2 protein-coding genes are annotated in these 20,489 nt (G+C 73.4%); both read left to right on the plus strand.

Annotation, left to right across the window (positions count from 1 at the left end; genetic code table 11):
- The first annotated feature begins 26 nt into the window (after positions 1-26).
- The gene (locus O7542_RS06020; protein WP_281605819.1) at positions 27-19,280 is read left to right on the plus strand and encodes a type I polyketide synthase; all 19,254 of its coding nucleotides are present in this window, start codon (positions 27-29) and stop codon (positions 19,278-19,280) included.
- Positions 19,281-19,522: 242 nt separating this feature from the next.
- Entirely contained in the window at positions 19,523-20,371 is an 849-nt protein-coding gene (locus O7542_RS06025; RefSeq protein WP_174536216.1) for a metallophosphoesterase, read from the plus strand.
- Positions 20,372-20,489 lie beyond the last annotated feature (118 nt).

The raw sequence follows: 20,489 nt of genomic DNA on the forward strand, positions 1-20,489 counted from the left end.
CCCCTTAGCGACAGGTGATCAACCCGATGGCGAACGAAGCCAAGCTCCGCGAGTACCTCAAGCGCGTCACCGCTGACCTGCACGAGACCAGCGAGCGCCTGCGGGCCGTCGACGAGCAGAATCACGAGCCGATCGCGATCGTGGCGATGGGCTGCCGCTACCCGGGCGGGGTGCGGACTCCGGAGGCGCTGTGGCGGCTGGTCGAGTCCGGCGTCGACGCCGTCACACCCTTCCCTGCGGACCGGGGCTGGGACGTGGAGAGCCTCTACGACCCCGACCCGGACGCGCACGGCAAGTCGTACACCCGCGAGGGCGGCTTCCTGCACGACGCCGGCGAGTTCGACGGCGGCTTCTTCGGCATCTCGCCCCGCGAGGCGCTGGCCATGGACCCGCAGCAGCGCCTCCTGCTGGAGGTCGCCTGGGAGACGGTCGAGCGGGCCGGCATCGCCGCGGACTCGCTCAAGGGCAGCCGCACCGGCGTCTTCACCGGCGTCATGTACCACGACTACGTCTCCCGGCTCAACGGGGTGCCGCAGGAGGTCGAGGCGTTCGTCGGCACGGGCAACCACGGCAGCGTCGTCTCCGGCCGGATCGCGTACACGTTCGGCTTCGAGGGCCCGGCCGTCACCGTCGACACCGCCTGCTCGTCCTCCCTGGTGGCGCTGCACCTCGCCGTCCAGGCCCTGCGTTCCGGCGAGTGCACCCTCGCGCTGGCCGGCGGTGTCACCGTCATGTCCAGCCCCGACACGTTCGTCGGCTTCAGCCGCCAGCGTGGCCTGTCCCCGGACGGGCGGTGCAAGTCCTTCGCGGCCACCGCCGACGGCACCGGCTGGAGCGAGGGCGCCGGGCTGCTGCTGCTGGAGCGGCTCTCCGACGCGCAGCGCAACGGCCACCGGGTGCTCGCCGTGGTGCGCGGCAGCGCGGTCAACTCCGACGGCGCCTCCAACGGCCTCACCGCGCCGCACGGCCCGTCGCAGCAACGCGTGATCCGCCAGGCCCTCGCCAACGCCCGGCTCGCCCCGGCCGACGTGGACGCCGTCGAGGCCCACGGCACCGGCACCCGCCTCGGCGACCCCATCGAGGCGCAGGCCCTGCTCGCCACGTACGGCCGGGACCGGGCCGACGACCAGCCCCTGTGGCTCGGGTCGATCAAGTCGAACCTCGGGCACACCCAGGCCGCGGCCGGCGTCGCCGGCGTCATCAAGATGGTCATGGCGATGCGTCACGGCGTCCTGCCGCGCACCCTGCACGTCGACGAGCCGTCCCCGCACGTCGACTGGTCGGCCGGCGCGGTGAGCCTGCTCCGCGAGCCGCGCCCGTGGCCGCGCGCGACGAGGCCCATGCGCGCGGGCGTCTCCTCGTTCGGTGTCAGCGGCACCAACGCCCACGTCATCGTCGAGGCCGCCCCGCCCGCGCCGCAGCCGGCCACCGACGCCGTCACCGGCCCCGACCCGCTGCCGTGGGTCGTCTCCGCGCGCAGCGCCGCAGCGCTCGGCGCCCAGGCCGACCGGCTGCGCTCCTGGCTCGCCGAGCACCCCGACGCCGCGCCGGCCGCCGTGGGCCGGGCCCTGGCCACCGGCCGGTCCGTCCTGGAACACCGTGCGGTGCTGCTCGGCGCCGACCGGGACGAACTGCTCGCCGGGCTCGGCGCGCTGGCCGACGGGGTCCCGGCCCCGTCCGTGCGGCGCGGGGTCGCCAGTCCCACCCGCGTCGCCGTGCTCTGCACCGGCCAGGGCGCCCAGCGCGTCGGCATGGGCCAGCGGTTGTACGCCGCCTTCCCGGCCTTCGCCGACGCCTTCGACGCCGCCTGCGCGGAGCTGGACAGGCACCTCGACCGGCCGCTGCGCGGCGTGCTCGACGGCCCCGCCGACGTGCTCGACCGCACCGGGTACGCCCAGGCGGCGCTCTTCGCCATCGAGGTCGCCGCCTACCGGCTCGTCGAGTCCTGGGGTGTCGTGCCGGACTTCGTGGCCGGGCACTCGGTCGGCGAGGTGGCCGCCGCGCACATCGCCGGCGTGCTGTCGCTGCCCGACGCCGCCCGCCTGGTGGCCGCCCGGGGCACGCTGATGCAGGCGCTGCCCACCGGTGGCGCCATGGTGTCGATCCGCGCCACCGAGGCGGAGGTCCGCGCGCACCTGGCCACCGCCGGCGGGACGCCCGGCGCCGGGCTGGCCGCCGTCAACGGCCCGGAGTCCGTCGTCGTCTCCGGCGACGAGGACGCCGTGCTGGCGGTCGCCGCACACTTCGCAGCCCTCGGCCGCAGCACCAGGCGGCTGCGGGTCAGCCACGCGTTCCACTCCGCCCGCATGGACCCGATGCTCGACGCGTTCGGCGACGTGCTCGGGCAACTGACCTTCGCCGCGCCCCGCATCCCCGTGGTCTCCACCGTGACCGGATCGGTGCTCGACCCCGACGAGGTGTGCTCCCCGGCGTACTGGCTGCGCAACGTCCGCGACACGGTCCGCTTCGACGCCGCCGTGGCCACGCTGCGTGAGCTGGGTGTCGGCGCGTACGTCGAGGTGGGCCCGGGCGGAGTGCTCTGCGCGCTCACCCAGGAGATCGTCGGCGCGGACCAGGCGGTCTGCGCCCCCGTGCTGCGCGCCGAGCACGACGAGGCGACCACCGCCTTGGCCGCCGCGGCCACCGTGTGGGCCAGGGGCGTGCCGGTGAACTGGGCGGCCCTGTTCGCCGGCCCGCCCGTGCCGGTCGACCTGCCCACGTACGCGTTCCAGCGCGAACGCTACTGGTTGCTGCCCCTGCCGCAGCCCGCCGACGTGACCGCCGCCGGGCTGACCCCGACCGGCCACCCGCTGCTCGGCGCGGTGTTCCGCTCGGCCGACGGCGACGAGGTGACGCTCACCGGCAGGTTGTCCGTGGAGACCCAGCCCTGGCTGGCCGAGCACGCCCTGCGCGACGTCGTGCTCCTGCCCGGCACCGGGTTCGTGGAACTGGCGATGCGGGCCGGCGCGGAGGTCGGCGCGGAACGGCTCGCCGAGCTGACCCTCCAGGCGCCGCTGGTGCTGCCCGAGACCGGCGGCGTCGACGTGCAGGTCGCCGCCGAACGCACCGGCGGCGGAGCGTGGCAGCTCACCGTCCACGCCCGCCGCGCCGGCACCGACGACATCTGGGTACGGCACGCCACCGGCCTGCTCACCGAGGAGCCGGATGAGGACACCGGCGTGCTGGCGCAGTGGCCGCCGAGCGACGCCACCTCCCTGGACGTGTCGGAGCTGGCCGGGCGGGCGGCACGGGCCGGGTTCGCGTACGGCCCGGCCTTCTCCGGGCTGCGTGCCGCCTGGCGCGTCGGCGCGGACGTGTACGCCGAGGTGGCGCTGCCCGAGCCGGCGGCCGGCGACGCCGGTGGGTACGGGCTGCACCCGGCGTTGCTCGATGCCGCCGTGCAGGCGGTCGGGCTGGGCGTCGTCGACCCCGGCGAGGCCCGGATGCCGTTCGCCTGGTCCGACGTGACGCTGTCCGCCCACGGCGCCGACACGCTGCGGGTGCGGTTGACCCCCACCGGTCCGGACACGGTGTCCATGCTGGTCGCCGACGCCACCGGGGCGCCGGTCGCCCGGGTCGGCTCCCTGGTGCTGCGGCCCCTGCCGGCGGGGGAGCTCACCGCCGGCGGGTCCGCGTGGCGGCGCTCGCTGTTCCGCCTCGACTGGCTCCGGCACCCCGTCGCCGGGGGCGCTGCCGACGGCACGACCTGGGCGGTGCTCGGCGAACGTCCCGCCCCGCTGCCGTCCGGCCCGCCCGCCGCCCGGTACGCCGACCTCGACGCGCTCCGCGACGCCGGGGTACCCGACGCCGTGCTGTACCCGGTGGCCGGCGCGACCGGCCCCGGCGCCGTCCACGACCTGCTCGCCGAGGTCCTCGCCGTGCTCCAGGGCTGGCTCGCCGCCGAACCGCACACCGGCGACTCCCGGCTGGTGGTCCTCACCGGCGGCGCCGTCGCCGTGGACGACGACGCGGAGGTCACCGACCTGGCCGGCGCCGCCGTGTGGGGCCTGCTCCGCTCCGCCCAGGCCGAGCACCCCGGCCGCTTCCTCGTCGTCGACGTCGACGACGAGGAGAACTGCGCGGCCGTCCTCGCCGGCCTGCTGTCGGCCGACGAGCCGCAGGCGGCGGTACGCGACGGGGCGCTCCGCGTGCCCCGGCTCGTCGCCGCCCCGGAACCCGACGCGCCGGCGCCGGCGCTGGACCCGGAGGGCACGGTGCTGGTCACCGGCGGCACCGGTGCCCTCGGCGCACTGACCGCCCGCCACCTGGTCACCCGGTACGGGGCCCGGCACCTGCTGCTCACCAGCCGGCGCGGCGCCGACGCCGACGGCGCAGCGGACCTGGTCGCCGCCCTCGCCGACCTGGGCGCCACCGCGACTGTCGAGGCGTGCGACGCCGCCGACCGGGCCGCCCTCGCCGCGCTGCTGGACCGGATCGACCCGGCGCACCCGCTGACCGGCGTGGTGCACACCGCCGGCGTACTGGCCGACCGCACCCTGACCTCGCTCACCCCCGAGACGCTCGGCGACGTGCTGCGGCCGAAGGTGGACGCCGCCGCGAACCTGCACGAGCTGACCGCCGCCGGCCGCCTCGCGCTCTTCGTCACGTACTCCTCGGCGGCGGGCGTGACGGGCAGCCCCGGCCAGGCCAACTACGCGGCGGCCAACGCCTTCCTGGACGCGCTCGCCCACCGGCGACGGGCCGCGGGCCTGCCGGCGCACTCGCTGGCCTGGGGCCCGTGGGCGGAGTCGGGCGGCGGCATGACCGCCGGCCTCGACCGCGCCGACACCGACCGGCTGGCCCGGGCCGGCGTACGCCCGCTTCCCGCGGCGGACGGCCTCGCGCTCCTCGACGCCGCCCTGCTCACCGGCCTGCCCGCGACGGTGCCGATGGCGCTGGACGGGCCGGCGCTGCGCGCCCAGGCCGAGGCGGGCACCCTGCCGCCGGTCCTGCGCGGCCTGGTCCGGGCGCCCCGGCGCCGCGCCGCGCGGTCCGGCCCGGCGGAGACCGCCGCGCTGACCGGGCGGCTCGCCGGCCTCGACCGCGAGGAGCGCGCCGCGGCCCTGCTGCGGCTCGTCCTCGACCAGGTCGCGACGGTCCTGGGGTACGCCGACGCCGCCGCCGTCGAGGCCGGGCGTCCGTTCACCGAGCTCGGTTTCGACTCGCTCACCGCCGTCGAACTGCGCAACCGGCTGGGCGCGGTCACCGGCCTGCGCCTGCCCGCGACGCTGGTCTTCGACCACCCGACCCCGCTCGCCCTCGCCGACCACCTGGACGCCGAGACCGCAACGGACGCCGGCACCCGGGCGGCTCCGGTAGCCGCCGTCGCGGCGCTCGACGAGCCGATCGCGATCGTCGGCATGAGCTGCCGCTACCCCGGCGGCGTACGCAGCCCCGAGCAACTGTGGGACCTCCTCGTCTCCGGTGGCGACGGCATCACCGGCTTCCCCGCCGACCGCGGCTGGGACGTCGACGACCTGTACGACCCGTCCGGCGCGCGCCGGGGCAGCAGCTACGCCCGCGAGGGCGGCTTCCTGGCCGACGCCGCCGACTTCGACGCCGACCTGTTCAAGATCTCGCCGCACGAGGCCCTCGCCATGGACCCGCAGCAGCGGCTGCTGCTGGAGACCTCGTGGGAGGCCATCGAGGACGCCCGGATCGACCCGCTTGCGCTGCGTGGCCGCCCCGTCGGCGTGTTCGCCGGCATGATGTACCACAACCACGCCGCAGGGCTGGCCGACGTCCCCGAGACCCTCGACGGCTACCTCGGCGTCGGCACGGCCAGCAGCGTGTTGTCGGGTCGGGTGGCGTACTCGTTCGGGTTCGAGGGGCCGGCGGTGACTGTGGACACGGCGTGTTCGTCGTCGCTTGTGGCATTGCACCTGGCGGTGCAGGCGCTGCGGTCGGGCGAGTGCGACCTGGCGCTGGCCGGCGGCGTCACGGTGATGGCGACGCCCGAGACGTTCATCGACTTCTCCCGGCAGCGGGGCATGGCCCCCGACGGCCGCTGCAAGTCGTTCTCCGACACGGCGGACGGCACGGGCTGGTCCGAGGGCGTCGGGGTGCTGCTGGTGCAGCGGCTGTCGGACGCGCGGCGTGACGGGCGCCGGGTCCTCGCGGTCGTGCGGGGCACGGCCGTCAACCAGGACGGCGCGTCGAACGGGTTGACGGCGCCGAACGGCCCGTCGCAGCAGCGGGTGATCCGGCAGGCCCTCGCGAACGCCCGGCTGGGCGTCGCCGACGTCGACGTCGTGGAGGCGCACGGCACGGGCACGACGCTGGGCGACCCCATCGAGGCCCAGGCGCTGCTCGCCACGTACGGGCAGGACCGCGACGACCGGGACGCGCTGCTGCTGGGGTCGGTGAAGTCGAACATCGGTCACACGCAGGCGGCTGCGGGGGTGGCGGGTGTCATCAAGATGATCTTGGCGATGCGGTACGGGGTGGTGCCGGCGTCGTTGCACGTGGATGTGCCCTCGTCGCATGTGGACTGGTCGTCGGGTGCGGTGGAGTTGGTGACGGCCTCCCGTGAGTGGCCGGGCGTGGAGCGTCCCCGGCGGGCGGGTGTGTCGTCGTTCGGCATCTCGGGGACGAACGCGCACGTGATCATCGAGCAGGCGGAGCCGGAGCACGCCGCGGGGTCTGCCGCGCCGGTCGGGTTGCCGGTGCCGTGGGTGGTGTCGGGGCGTTCGAAGCGGGGTCTGGTGGGTCAGGCGGCGCGGTTGGCGTCGTTCGTGCGGGAACGGTCCGGCCTTGCGGTGGCGGACGTGTCGTGGTCGTTGGCGACGACTCGGGCGGCGTTGGAGCACCGCGCGGTGGTGTGGGGTTCGTCGGTGGACGAGTTGGTTGCTGGTCTGTCGGCGGTGGCTGAGGGTCGGTCTGCGGGTGTGGTGTCGGCGGGTCGTCGGGCGGTGTTGTTCACCGGTCAGGGTTCGCAGCGTGTGGGTATGGGCCGGGAGTTGTACGAGGCGTTCCCGGTGTTCGCGTCGGCGTTCGACGAGGTGTGCGCCCGTTTTGATGGTTTGTTGCCGCGTGCGTTGCGGGAGGTCGTGTTCGCCGAGGCGGGTACTTCCGATGCCGGCTTGGTGGATCAGACGGTGTTCGCGCAGGCTGGTCTGTTCGCGGTGGAGGTGGCGTTGTGGGAGTTGCTCGCGTCGTGGGGTGTGCGGGTTGATTTCCTGGCGGGTCATTCGATCGGTGAGGTGACGGCGGCGTACGTGTCGGGGATGTTGTCCCTGAGGGACGCGTGCACGTTGGTGGCGGCGCGGGGCCGGTTGATGCAGGCTCTGCCGTCGGGTGGGGTGATGGCGGCGGTGGGCGCGTCGGAGGAGGCTGTCGCCGAGTTGCTCGGCGGGTCGGGCGCGGTCGTGGACATTGCGGCGGTGAACGGCCCCGCGTCGGTGGTCGTCTCGGGTGCGGCCGATGAGGTGGCTTCGGTGGTGGGGGCCTGCCGTGAGCGGGGTTGGCGGGTCAAGGAACTGGCGGTCAGTCACGCGTTCCATTCGCGGTTGATGGATCCGATGTTGGACGAGTTCGCGTCGGTGGTGGCGGGGCTGGACTGGCGGGTGCCGCGGATCCCGATCGTGTCGAACGTGACCGGCGCGGTCGCGGAGCCGCTGGAGCTGGTGGATCCGGAGTACTGGGTGCGGCATGTGCGGCAGCCCGTGCGGTTCGCCGACGGGGTGGCTGCTCTGCGGGCACAGGGGGTGGACACCTTCCTGGAGGTGGGCCCGGACGTGACGTTGACGGCGATGGTGGCGGAGATCGTCGCTGATGCCGGGGTGCGGTGTGTCGCGGTGTCGCGGCGGGATCAGCCGGAGGTCGGCGTGTTGACGTCGGCGCTGGGGCAGTTGTGGGTGGCGGGTGTGCCGGTCGACTGGGCTGCCTACCACGGTCAGACCGGCGCCCGGCCGGGCGTGGTCGACCTGCCCACGTACGCCTTCGACCATCGACGTTACTGGATCAACGCGACGACGCGGTCCTACCGTCCCCCCGCCGCCCGGCGTACCGCCGCCGACGAGGACTTCTGGCGGGCGATCGAGGCGGAGGACCTGACGACCCTCGCCGAGAGCCTGGCCGTCGACGCCGACGCCCCCCTCGCGGACGTGCTGCCGGCGCTGTCCACCTGGCGACGCCGCCGGGACGCCGAGGCGGCCCTCGATTCCTGGCGCTACCGGGTGGCCTGGCAGCCGCTCACGGACGACGCCGCCCGCGCCGAGGCGACCGACTTCCTGCTCGTCGTACCGGCCGGCGCCGACGCGGCCGTGACGGACTGGGCCGCCGCCCTCGGCGCCGCCGGCGGGCGGATCGTCGAGGTCGACGCCACGTGCGACCGCAAGCGCCTCGCCCACGACCTCGCCGAGGCGTCGACCGGCCGCGACGGGGACGTGCTGCCCGTACTCTCCCTGCTGGCCCTCGACACCCGGCCGTACGCCGGGGCCGCCTCCGTGCCAACGGGCCTCGCCGCCACGGTCGCGCTCGCGCAGGCCCTCGGCGACGCCGGGATCACCGCCCGGCTCTGGATCGCCACCCGCGGCGCGGTCTCCGTCGGATCCCGTGACCGGCACGTCGACCCCGTGCAGGCCATGGCGTGGGGCTTCGGCAGCGTGCTGCGCGCCGAGCACCCGCACCGGTGGGGCGGGCTCGTCGACCTCCCTGAGCAGCCCGACCAGAGCGTCGTGCGGATGCTCCGGACGCTGATCGCCGGCACCAGCCGGGAGGACGAGATCGCCCTGCGCGGCACCGGCGGCCACGCCCGCCGGCTCGTTCGTGCGACGTACGGCGACACCGGTGCGCGCGGTTCCTGGACGCCGCGCGGCACGGTGCTGATCACCGGCGGCACCGGGGCACTCGGGGGACACGTCGCCCGCGCGCTGGCCGCTGACGGAGCCGAACACCTCCTCCTGGTCAGCCGGCGAGGTGGCGAGGCGCCCGGCGCGACCGCCCTCGCCGAGGAACTCGCCGGGCTCGGCGCCCGGGTAACCCTCGCGTCCTGCGACGTGGCCGACCGGGCCGCGCTCGCGACGCTGCTCGACTCGATCCCCGCCGAGCTTCCGCTGAACGCGGTCGTGCACACCGCTGCCGCCCTCGACGACAACGTCGTCGACGCCGTGAGTGTCGACCAGCTGGCCACCGCCCTGCGGGCGAAGGTCGACGCCGCGCGCAACCTGGACGAGCTGACCCGGGGCAGCGACCTCTCCGCCTTCGTCCTCTTCTCCTCCCTCGCCGGCCTCATGGGCGCCGCCGGCCAGGCCACGTACGCGCCCGGCAACGCGTTCCTCGACGCCCTGGCGCAGCGCCGCCGCGCCGAGGGACTGCCGGCGACCTCGCTCGCCTGGGGCCTGTGGGCCGACGGCGGGGTGAGCGCGGGCGACTTCGAACAGCGGCTCAGCCGTACCGGTTTCGGCGCGATGGCACCGGAGACAGCCGTGCGCGCCTTCAGCCGTGCGCTGGACCGCGACGAGACGTACCTCGTCGTGGCCGACATCGACTGGGCCCGGGTGGCCGCCACCGGTCCGCGGCGCGCCCACCCGCTGGTCCGCGACCTGCTGGCCGAGGCCGGCGCGGCGGTGCCCGCCGACGCCCCGGTGCCGGCGGCCGACCTGCGCCTGCGCCTGTCGGGAATGCCCGGCGCGGAGCAGTTGCGCGTCCTCGGTGAGCTGGTACGCGCCGAGGTCGCCGCCGTGCTCGGCCACGAGTCCGTCGAGCGGGTGGCGCCGGACCGGGCGTTCCAGGATCTCGGTTTCACCTCGCTGGCAGCTGTCGAGCTGCGCAACCGGCTCGACGCGGCGACCGGCCTCGCGCTGCCGACCACGCTCGCCTTCGACTACCCGAACTCGGCGGCTCTGGCCGGCCACATCCACGCCGAGCTGCTCGGCGGGCAGGCGCTGCCCGTCCCCGCCGCCACCGGCCCCGTCGTGGGCGACGACCCGATCGTCATCGTCGGCATGGGCTGCCGTTTCCCGGCCGGAGCCGAGTCCCCGGAGGGGCTCTGGGACCTGCTGACGGCCGGTGCCGACGCGATGTCGGACTTCCCGGCCAACCGGCACTGGGACCTGGAGTCGCTGACCGGCACCGACTCCTACGTCTCGCGCGGGGCCTTCCTGGCCGACGCGGGCGGCTTCGACGCGGAGTTCTTCGGCATCTCGCCGCGGGAGGCGCTCGCCATGGACCCGCAGCAGCGGCTGCTGCTGGAGGTCTCCTGGGAGGCGTTCGAAGACGCCCGGATCGAACCGCTCGCGCTGCGCGGCAGCCGCGTCGGGGTGTTCGCCGGCACCAACGGCCAGGACTACGAGACCGTCGTGCGCGAGGCCGGGGAGGCGCTCGCCGGGTACGGCGCGACGGGTGCCTCCGCGAGCGTGTTGTCGGGTCGGGTGGCGTACTCGTTCGGTTTCGAGGGGCCGGCGGTGACTGTGGACACGGCGTGTTCGTCGTCGCTTGTGGCGTTGCATCTGGCGGCGCAGGCGCTGCGGTCCGGCGAGTGTGACCTCGCGCTGGCCGGCGGCGTCACGGTGATGTCCACCCCGGGCGCCTTCATCGAGTTCTCCCGCCAGGGTGGGCTGTCGGCGGACGGCCGCTGCAAGGCCTTCGCCGAGTCTGCGGACGGCACCGCGTGGGGCGAGGGTGTCGGTGTGCTGGTGGTGCAGCGGTTGTCGGATGCGCGGCGTGACGGGCGTCGGGTTCTGGCGGTGGTGCGGGGTTCGGCGGTGAATCAGGATGGTGCGTCGAATGGTTTGACGGCGCCGAATGGTCCGTCGCAGCAGCGGGTGATCCGGCAGGCGCTGGCGAGTGCGGGTTTGTCGGCGGCTGATGTGGATGTGGTGGAGGCGCACGGTACGGGTACGTCGTTGGGTGATCCGATCGAGGCGCAGGCGTTGTTGGCGACGTATGGGCAGGGTCGGGATGTGCCGTTGTTGTTGGGGTCGGTGAAGTCGAACATCGGTCACACGCAGGCCGCTGCGGGGGTGGCTGGGATCATCAAGATGATCTTGGCGATGCGGTACGGGACCGTGCCGGCGTCGTTGCATGTGGATGTGCCGTCGTCGCATGTGGATTGGTCGTCGGGTGCGGTGGAGTTGGTGACGGCCTCGCGTGAGTGGCCGGACGTGGAGCGTCCCCGGCGGGCGGGTGTGTCGTCGTTCGGCATCTCGGGGACGAACGCGCACGTGATTTTGGAGCAGCCGGAGCCCGAGGCCGTCCCCGAGGTCGCGGCGGAGCCGGAGTCTGCCGCGGGGTCTGCCGCGCCGGTCGGGGTGCCGGTGCCGTGGGTGGTGTCGGGGCGTTCGGAGCGGGGTCTGGTGGGTCAGGCCGGGCGGTTGACGTCGTTCGTGCGGGATCGGTCCGGCCTTGTGGTGGCGGACGTGTCGTGGTCGTTGGCGACGACTCGGGCTGCGTTGGAGTATCGGGCGGTGGTGTGGGGTTCGTCGGTGGACGAGTTGGTTGCTGGTCTGTCGGCGGTGGCTGAGGGCCGGTCCGCGGGTGTGGTGTCGGCGGGTCGTCGGGCGGTGTTGTTCACGGGTCAGGGTTCGCAGCGTGTGGGTATGGGCCGGGAGTTGTACGAGGCGTTCCCGGTGTTCGCGGCGTCGTTCGACGAAGTGTGCGCGGAGATTGATCCGCGTCTGCCGCGTGCGTTGCGCGAGGTGGTGTTCGCGGAGCCGGGTTCGGAGGCTGCGGCTCTGGTGGATCAGACCGTGTTCGCGCAGGCGGGGTTGTTCGCGGTGGAGGTGGCGTTGTGGGAGTTGTTGTCGTCGTGGGGTGTGCGGGCTGATTTCCTGGCGGGTCATTCGATCGGTGAGGTGACGGCGGCGTACGTGTCGGGGATGTTGTCGTTGGCGGATGCCTGTTCCCTGGTGGCGGCGCGGGGTCGGTTGATGCAGGCGTTGCCGGCCGGTGGCGTGATGGCAGCGGTGGGCGCGTCGGAGGAGGCTGTCGCCGAGTTGCTCGGCGGGTCGGGCGCGGTCGTGGACATTGCGGCGGTCAACGGTCCCGCGTCGGTGGTCGTCTCGGGCGCGGCCGATGAGGTGGCCTCGGTGGTGGGGGCCTGCCGTGAGCGGGGTTGGCGGGTCAAGGAACTGGCGGTCAGTCACGCGTTCCATTCGCGGTTGATGGATCCGATGTTGGACGAGTTCGCGTCGGTGGTGGCGGGGCTGGACTGGCGGGTGCCGCGGGTGCCGATCGTGTCGAATGTGACCGGCGCGGTCGCGGAGCCGCTGGAGCTGGTGGATCCGGAGTACTGGGTGCGGCATGTGCGGCAGCCGGTGCGGTTCGCCGACGGGGTGGCTGCTCTGCGGGGGCAGGGGGTGGACACGTTCCTGGAGGTGGGCCCGGATGCGACGTTGACGGCGATGGTGGCGGAGATCGTCGCGGATGCCGGGGTGCGGCGGGTTCCGGTGTCGCGGCGGGATCAGCCGGAGGTCGGCGTGTTGACGTCGGCGCTGGGGCAGTTGTGGGTGGCGGGTGTGCCGGTCGACTGGGCTGCCTACCACGGTCAGACCGGCGCCCGGCCGGGCGTGGTCGACCTGCCCACGTACGCCTTCGACCACACCTGGTACTGGCCCGAGGCGGCGCCCGCGGCCCGCCGGGACGTGCACGGCGAAGCTCTCGACGGGCGGTTCTGGGCGGCCGTGGAGTCCGGCGACCCCGACCTGGTCGGCGGCGAGCTGGGTGTCGGCGCGGACGAACCGTTCAGCGCGGTCCTGCCGAAGCTCGCGCAGTGGCGGCGGGCCGCACAGCAGCGGTCGACGGTGGACTCCTGGCGCTACCGCGTGGTGTGGCGGCGCCAGGACGTGACCGGGAACGAGAACCTGACCGGCTCCTGGCTCGTGCTGATGGTGCCCGGCCAGGAGGACCACCCGTTGCTGGCCGGGCTGGCGGAGCGGGGCGCCGAGATGATCCCCGTGGTGCTGGACGAGCTGGACCGGGACGGGATCGCGCGTCGGCTGTCCGCCGCCTCGGCGGCCGCAGGACCGGTCGCCGGGATGATCTCGCTGATGTCGCTGGCCGGCGCCGGTGTCGTCGAGGCGCTGGCGGTCGCGCAGGCGCTTGCAGTCACTGAGGTCGAGGGTCGGCTGTGGTGGTTGACCAGCGGTGCCGTCTCCGTGGACGACTCCGAGCCTCTGACCGACCTGGACGGTTCTGCGGTGTGGGGTTTGGGTCGGGTGGTGGGTTTGGAGGTGCCGTTGCGGTGGGGTGGTTTGGTGGATTTGCCGGGTGTGTTGGGTGGTGGTGTGTGGGGTTGGTTGTGTGGGGTGTTGTTGTCGGGGGTTGAGGATCAGGTGGCGTTGCGGTCGTCGGGTGTGTTTGTGCGGCGGTTGGTGCGTGCGGGTTGTCCGGCGGGTGCGGGTGCGGGTGCTGGTGGTGGTTTTCGGTTGTCGGGGACGGTGTTGGTGACGGGTGGTACGGGGGCGTTGGGTGCGCGGGTGGCGTTGTGGGCGGTGGGTGTGGGTGCGGAGCATGTGGTGTTGGTGAGTCGGCGTGGTGGTGGTGCGGCGGGTGTGGGTGAGTTGGTGGGGCGGTTGGAGGGTTTGGGTGTGCGGGTGTCGGTGGTGGGTTGTGATGTGGCGGATCGTGGTGCGGTGGCGGGGTTGTTGGGGGATTTGGTGGGTCGGGGTGAGCGGTTGCGGGCGGTGGTGCATGCGGCTGGTGTGGCGCAGTTGACGCCGTTGGGTGAGGTGGGTGTGGGTGAGGTGGAGGAGGTGTTGCGGGCGAAGGTTGGTGGTGCGGTGGTGTTGGATGAGTTGACTGCTGGTTTGGATTTGGATGCGTTTGTGGTGTTTTCGTCGATTGCGGGGGTGTGGGGTTCTGCGGGTCAGGTGGGGTATGCGGCGGCGAATGCGTTTGTGGATGGGTTGGTGGTGTCGCGGCGTGGGCGTGGGTTGGTGGGGACGTCGGTGGCGTGGGGGCCGTGGGCTGAGGCGGGTATGGCGGTGGGGGTGGCGGGGGAGCAGTTGAGTCGGCGTGGTCTGCCGGGGATGGCTCCGGAGTTGGCGGTGGCGGCGTTGCAGCGGGCGCTGGATGGTGGTGAGGGGCAGGTGGTGGTGGCGGATGTGCGGTGGGATCGGTTTGTGCCGTCGTTTACGGCGTTGCGTCCGTCCCGGTTGTTCACCGACATCCCCGAAGCACAGGCGGCGATCGAGGCGGCGTCCCGAGCCGAGACCGGCCCCACCGACCGGGCCTCCGCACTGCGCGAGCGGCTCGCGGCCCTGACGCCGCCGGAGGTCGAGGCGTCCCTCCTGGACCTCGTACGCTCCCAGGTCGCCACGGTGCTCGGCCACGCCACCGTGGAGGCGGTGCGGCCGGACCGGGCGTTCCAGCGTCTCGGCTTCGACTCGCTCACCGCAGTCGAGCTGCGCAACCGGCTGACCGCCGAAACCGGCCTCGCGTTGCCCTCCACCCTCGTCTTCGACCACCCGACGCCGGCCGCCCTGGTCGCCTTCATCCGGGAGACCGTGCTCGGAGCATCGGGCGACGCGCCGGCCGACCGCAGGGTCGCCACCGTCGACGACGACCCGATCGTGATCGTCGGCATGGGCTGCCGCCTCCCGGGTGGTGTCGCGTCCCCGGAAGAACTGTGGCAACTGCTCGCCACCGGACGCGACGGCATCTCCGAGTTCCCCCTCGACCGGGGCTGGGACAGCTTCCTCAGCAGCGGCCTGTCCGACACGTCCTTTGCCCGCAGGGGCGGCTTCGTCTACGACGCCGGCGAGTTCGACGCCGAGTTCTTCGGCATCTCGCCGCGGGAGGCGCTCGCCATGGACCCGCAGCAGCGGCTGCTGCTGGAGACCTCGTGGGAGGCAGTCGAGTCGGCGGGCATCGACCCGACCACCCTGCGGGGCGGCGCGGTCGGCGTCTTCGCCGGGGCCAGCTTCCAGGGGTACGCCAGCGGGTCGGTCGGTCGGGCCCAGGAGGTCGGCGGCCACCTGCTCACCGGCAACGCGACAAGCGTGTTGTCGGGCCGGGTGGCGTACTCGTTCGGTTTCGAGGGCCCGGCGGTGACTGTGGACACGGCGTGTTCGTCGTCGCTTGTGGCGTTGCACCTGGCGGCGCAGGCGCTGCGGTCCGGCGAGTGCGACCTCGCCCTGGCCGGCGGCGTCACCGTGATGGCTTCACCGGGCACGTTCGCCGAGTTCTCGATCCAGGGCGGCCTGTCCGCCGACGGCCGCTGCAAGTCGTTCTCGGACGCCGCGGACGGCACGGGCTGGTCCGAGGGCGTCGGCGTGCTGGTGGTGCAGCGGTTGTCGGATGCGCGGCGTGACGGGCGTCGGGTGCTGGCGGTGGTGCGGGGTTCGGCGGTGAATCAGGATGGTGCGTCGAATGGTTTGACGGCGCCGAATGGTCCGTCGCAGCAGCGGGTGATCCGGCAGGCGCTGGCGAGTGCGGGTTTGTCGGCGGCTGATGTGGATGTGGTGGAGGCGCACGGTACGGGTACGTCGTTGGGTGATCCGATCGAGGCGCAGGCGTTGTTGGCGACGTATGGGCAGGGTCGGGATGTGCCGTTGTTGTTGGGGTCGGTGAAGTCGAACATCGGTCATACGCAGGCGGCTGCGGGGGTGGCTGGGATCATCAAGATGATCTTGGCGATGCGGTACGGGACCGTGCCGGCGACGCTGCATGTGGATGTGCCGTCGTCGCATGTGGATTGGTCGTCGGGTGCGGTGGAGCTGGTGACCCGGGCGCGCGAGTGGCCGGGTGCGGGCCGCGCACGCAGGGCTGCCGTGTCATCGTTCGGGATCTCCGGCACGAACGCGCACGTGATCATCGAGCAGGCGGAGCCGGAGCACGCCGCGGCGTCTGCCGTGCCCGTCGGGGTGCCGGTGCCGTGGGTGCTGTCGGGGCGTTCGGAGCGGGGTCTGTCGGGTCAGGCCGGGCGGTTGGCGTCGTTCGTGCGGGGTCGGTCTGACCTGTCGGTGGCTGATGTGTCGTGGTCGTTGGTGACGTCGCGGGCGGCGTTGGAGTATCGGGCGGTGGTGTGGGGCTCGGACGTGGACGAGCTGGTGGCCGGGCTGTCGGCTGTTGCCGAGGGTCGGTCTGCGGGTGTGGTGTCGGCGGGTCGTCGGGCGGTGTTGTTCACGGGTCAGGGTTCGCAGCGTGTGGGTATGGGCCGGGAGTTGTACGAGGCGTTTCCGGTGTTCGCGGCGTCGTTCGACGAAGTGTGCGCGGAGATTGATCCGCGTCTGCCGCGTGCGTTGCGCGAGGTGGTGTTCGCGGAGCCGGGTTCGGAGACTGCGGCTCTGGTGAATCAGACCGTGTTCGCGCAGGCGGGGTTGTTCGCGGTGGAGGTGGCGTTGTGGGAGTTGTTGTCGTCGTGGGGTGTGCGGGCTGATTTCCTGGCGGGTCATTCGATCGGTGAGGTGACGGCGGCGTACGTGTCGGGGATGTTGTCGTTGGCGGATGCCTGTTCCCTGGTGGCGGCGCGGGGTCGGTTGATGCAGGCTCTGCCGTCGGGTGGGGTGATGGCAGCGGTCGGTGCGTCGGAGGAGGCTGTCGCCGAGTTGCTCGGCGCGTCGGGCGCGGCCGTGGACATCGCGGCGGTCAACGGCCCCGCGTCGGTGGTCGTCTCGGGCGCGGCCGATGAGGTCGCCTCGGTGGTGGGGGCCTGCCGTGAGCGGGGTTGGCGGGTCAAGGAACTGGCGGTCAGTCACGCGTTCCATTCGCGGTTGATGGATCCGATGCTGGACGAGTTCGCGTCGGTGGTGGCGGGGCTCGACTGGCAGCCGCCGCGGATCCCGATCGTGTCGAACGTGACCGGCGCGGTCGCGGACGCCGCAGAGATCACCGAGCCCGGCTACTGGGTGCGGCACGTGCGGCAGCCGGTGCGCTTCGCCGACGGGGTGGCGGCGTTGCGGGCACAGGGGGTGGACACCTTCCTGGAGATCGGCCCGGACGCGGTCCTCACCGCCATGGCCGCCGAGGCGGACACCGCCGACGACGTGCGGTACGTCGCCACGCTGCGCCGCAGCCAGCCCGGCGTCACCACCCTCACCACTGCCGCCGGGCAGCTCTGGGCCGCCGGCGTGGCCGTCGACTGGGCGGCGTACCTCGGCCAGACCGGCACCCGGCCGCGCGCGGTGGAACTGCCCACCTACGCCTTCGACAGGCAGCGCTACTGGCTGGAGGACCCCCAGCCCGGCTCGGCTCCGGAGCGGGCCGACGCCCCGTCCGACGAGCAGTTCTGGGCGGCGGTCGAGTCCGGGGACCTCGGCGTACTGGGCGAGGATCTCGCCGTGGGCGCGGACGAGCCGTCCACGGCGCTGCTGCCCAAGCTCGCCCGGTGGCGGCGGGCGACGCAGCAGCGGGCGGTCGTCGACTCCTGGCGGTACCGGGCGACGTGGCGTACGGCCGCCGTGCCGGACTCCGCGACGTTGGCGGGAACCTGGCTGCTGCTGATGGCGCCCGGGCAGGAGGACCACCCGGTGGCCGCGGCGCTGGCTGCCCGGGCCGACCGGGCGGTCCCGGTGCTGATCCCGGCCGGCGCCGACCGCGACCGGGTGGCGCGGCTGCTGCTGGAGGCGATGAGCTCCGACGCCCGGGACGCCCACGTGGTGTCCCTGCTGTCGCTGGCCGAGCCGCGGGAGGCGTCCCCGGTTCCGGCCGCCGCCGAGGTGTCGACGGCGCTGGCCGTGGTGCAGGCGCTGACCGACGTCGGTGGGTCGGGCCGGTTGTGGTGGCTGACGCGCGGGGCGGTGTCGGTCGGCGACTCGGACGAGCTGGCGGATGTCGCGGGTTCTGCGGTGTGGGGTTTGGGTCGGGTGGTGGGTTTGGAGGTGCCGTTGCGGTGGGGTGGTTTGGTGGATTTGCCGGGTGTGTTGGGTGGTGGTGTGTGGGGTTGGTTGTGTGGGGTGTTGTTGTCGGGGGTTGAGGATCAGGTGGCGTTGCGGTCGTCGGGTGTGTTTGTGCGGCGGTTGGTGCGTGCGGGTTGTCCGGCGGGTGCGGGTGCGGGTGCTGGTGGTGGTTTTCGGTTGTCGGGGACGGTGTTGGTGACGGGTGGTACGGGGGCGTTGGGTGCGCGGGTGGCGTTGTGGGCGGTGGGTGTGGGTGCGGAGCATGTGGTGTTGGTGAGTCGGCGTGGTGGTGGTGCGGCGGGTGTGGGTGAGTTGGTGGGGCGGTTGGAGGGTTTGGGTGTGCGGGTGTCGGTGGTGGGTTGTGATGTGGCGGATCGTGGTGCGGTGGCGGGGTTGTTGGGGGATTTGGTGGGTCGGGGTGAGCGGTTGCGGGCGGTGGTGCATGCGGCTGGTGTGGCGCAGTTGACGCCGTTGGGTGAGGTGGGTGTGGGTGAGGTGGAGGAGGTGTTGCGGGCGAAGGTTGGTGGTGCGGTGGTGTTGGATGAGTTGACTGCTGGTTTGGATTTGGATGCGTTTGTGGTGTTTTCGTCGATTGCGGGGGTGTGGGGTTCTGCGGGTCAGGTGGGGTATGCGGCGGCGAATGCGTTTGTGGATGGGTTGGTGGTGTCGCGGCGTGGGCGTGGGTTGGTGGGGACGTCGGTGGCGTGGGGGCCGTGGGCTGAGGCGGGTATGGCGGTGGGGGTGGCGGGGGAGCAGTTGAGTCGGCGTGGTTTGCCGGGGATGGCTCCGGAGTTGGCGGTGGCGGCGTTGCAGGGGGTGTTGGATGGTGGTGAGGGGCAGGTGGTGGTGGCGGATGTGCGGTGGGATCGGTTTGTGCCGTCGTTTACGGCGTTGCGTCCGTCCCGGTTGTTCACCGACATCCCCGAAGCAGCACAGCCCGCACCGGCCGAGGAGGCGCCGAAGGGCGAGGACCGCGGCGCGGCGTCGGCGCTGCGCGAGCGGCTCGCCGCCGCCTCCGGGCCGGAGCGCGACCGCATCCTGCTCGACCTGGTCCGCGGCACCGCCGCGGCGGTGCTGGGACACGCCACGCCGAGCGGGATCAGGCCCGCCCGCGGCTTCCTCGAACTGGGCTTCGACTCGCTCACCGCAGTCGAGCTGCGCAACCGGCTGACCGCCGCAACGGGCATCGGACTGCCCGCCACCCTCGTCTTCGACCATCCCACCCCGAACGCGCTCGCCGGTCACCTGCGGGCCGAGTTGGCGCCCGAGCAGCCGGCGCTGCCGATCGTGGCCGAGATCGAACGCCTCGACAAGCTCCTCGGCGGGCTGCCGGGCGACCAGGTCGACGACGCGGTCGTCGGTCGGCTGGAGGACCTGCTGACCCGGTGGCGGGGCCGCCCCGCCGCCACCGCACCGGCGCCGGCCGCCGCGGAGGAGTTGGAGTCGGCCAGCCGGGACGAGCTCTTCGACATCATCCAGCGGGAGTTCGGCAAGTCCTGAGCGGACACTGCCCGACCCGGGCGGGACGGGCCGGGGAAAGGGGCACCCGACGGCGCCGGACGCCTGGCCGGCGCCGTCGCGCAGGCGCGCCCTTAGGGGTCCACGAAGCCTGTCTAGGGGTGTGCCGGTGTGGATCCGGCTCCGTAGGGTCGGAGCACGCCAGGCCGTCTCGCCCTGCCCACCGGCAGCCGAGCGGTACGGATGTGGGTGCGTGCGGTACCCCGGATGGACGGGAGGTCCGCATGGCCGGATCCGGCTTGCCTCAACTGCTCGCCATCAGCGACCTGCACGTGGTGCACGCGGAGAACAAGGCCATCGTCGAGCGGCTGCGGCCGGAGCGCGACGGCGACTGGCTCGTCGTCGCCGGCGACGTCGGGGAGTTCGTCGGCGACATCGAGTGGGCGCTGGGACTCCTCAGCCGCCGCTTCGCCAAGGTCATCTGGGCCCCCGGCAACCACGAGCTGTGGACTCCCCGCGAGGACCCGATCCAGCTGCGGGGGGACGCGCGCTACCAGCACCTGGTGGAGCTGTGCCGGGGGCTCGGGGTGGTGACTCCGGAGGACCCGTACCCCGTCTGGGACCCGCAGGGCGACGACCCGGTCCTGATCGCGTCGCTGTTCCTGCTCTACGACTACACCTTCCGGCCCCCGGGGACGTACACGAAGGAGCAGGCCCTGGCACGGGCCCACGAGGTCGGCGTGGTCTGCACCGACGAGATCCTGCTGCACCCGGACCCGTACCCGACGCGGGACGCCTGGTGCCGGGCGCGGCTGGCCCTGACGGAGCGCCGGCTCACCGCCGAGCGCGGCGGGCTGCCCACCGTCCTGGTCAACCACTTCCCGCTCGTACGCGAGCCCACCCGGATCCTGCGGTACCCGGAGTTCGCCCAGTGGTGCGGCACCGAGACCACTGCCGACTGGCACGTCCGCTTCGACGCCCGCGTCGCCGTCTACGGTCACCTGCACATCCCGCGCACCACCTGGTACGACGGGGTCCGGTTCGAAGAGGTCTCGGTCGGCTACCCGCGGGAGTGGCGCCGCCGGTCGACGCCCCCCGGCCGGCTGCGCCGCATCCTGCCGTCGGCCGCCTGAATGGCCCTCGTGGCGCTGGTCACCGCCGCTCCCGGAGCCTGCCGGGACGCCGCCCGCGGGCCGGTCGATCAGGGGTTCTCTAGGGGTTGGGCGGGTGTTGGGCGCTCAGTACCGTCCA

It is taken from the genome of Micromonospora sp. WMMC264 (genome assembly GCF_027497275.1).
In the GTDB taxonomy this organism is placed as follows: Bacteria; Actinomycetota; Actinomycetes; order Mycobacteriales; family Micromonosporaceae; genus Micromonospora; species Micromonospora chalcea.

What these genes read in the sequence shown, in the direction of transcription:
- O7542_RS06020 (WP_281605819.1), top strand. Translation starts at nt 27, where the DNA reads ATGGCGAACGAAGCCAAGCTCCGCGAGTACCTCAAGCGCGTCACCGCT.
- O7542_RS06025 (WP_174536216.1), top strand. Translation starts at nt 19,523, where the DNA reads ATGGCCGGATCCGGCTTGCCTCAACTGCTCGCCATCAGCGACCTGCAC.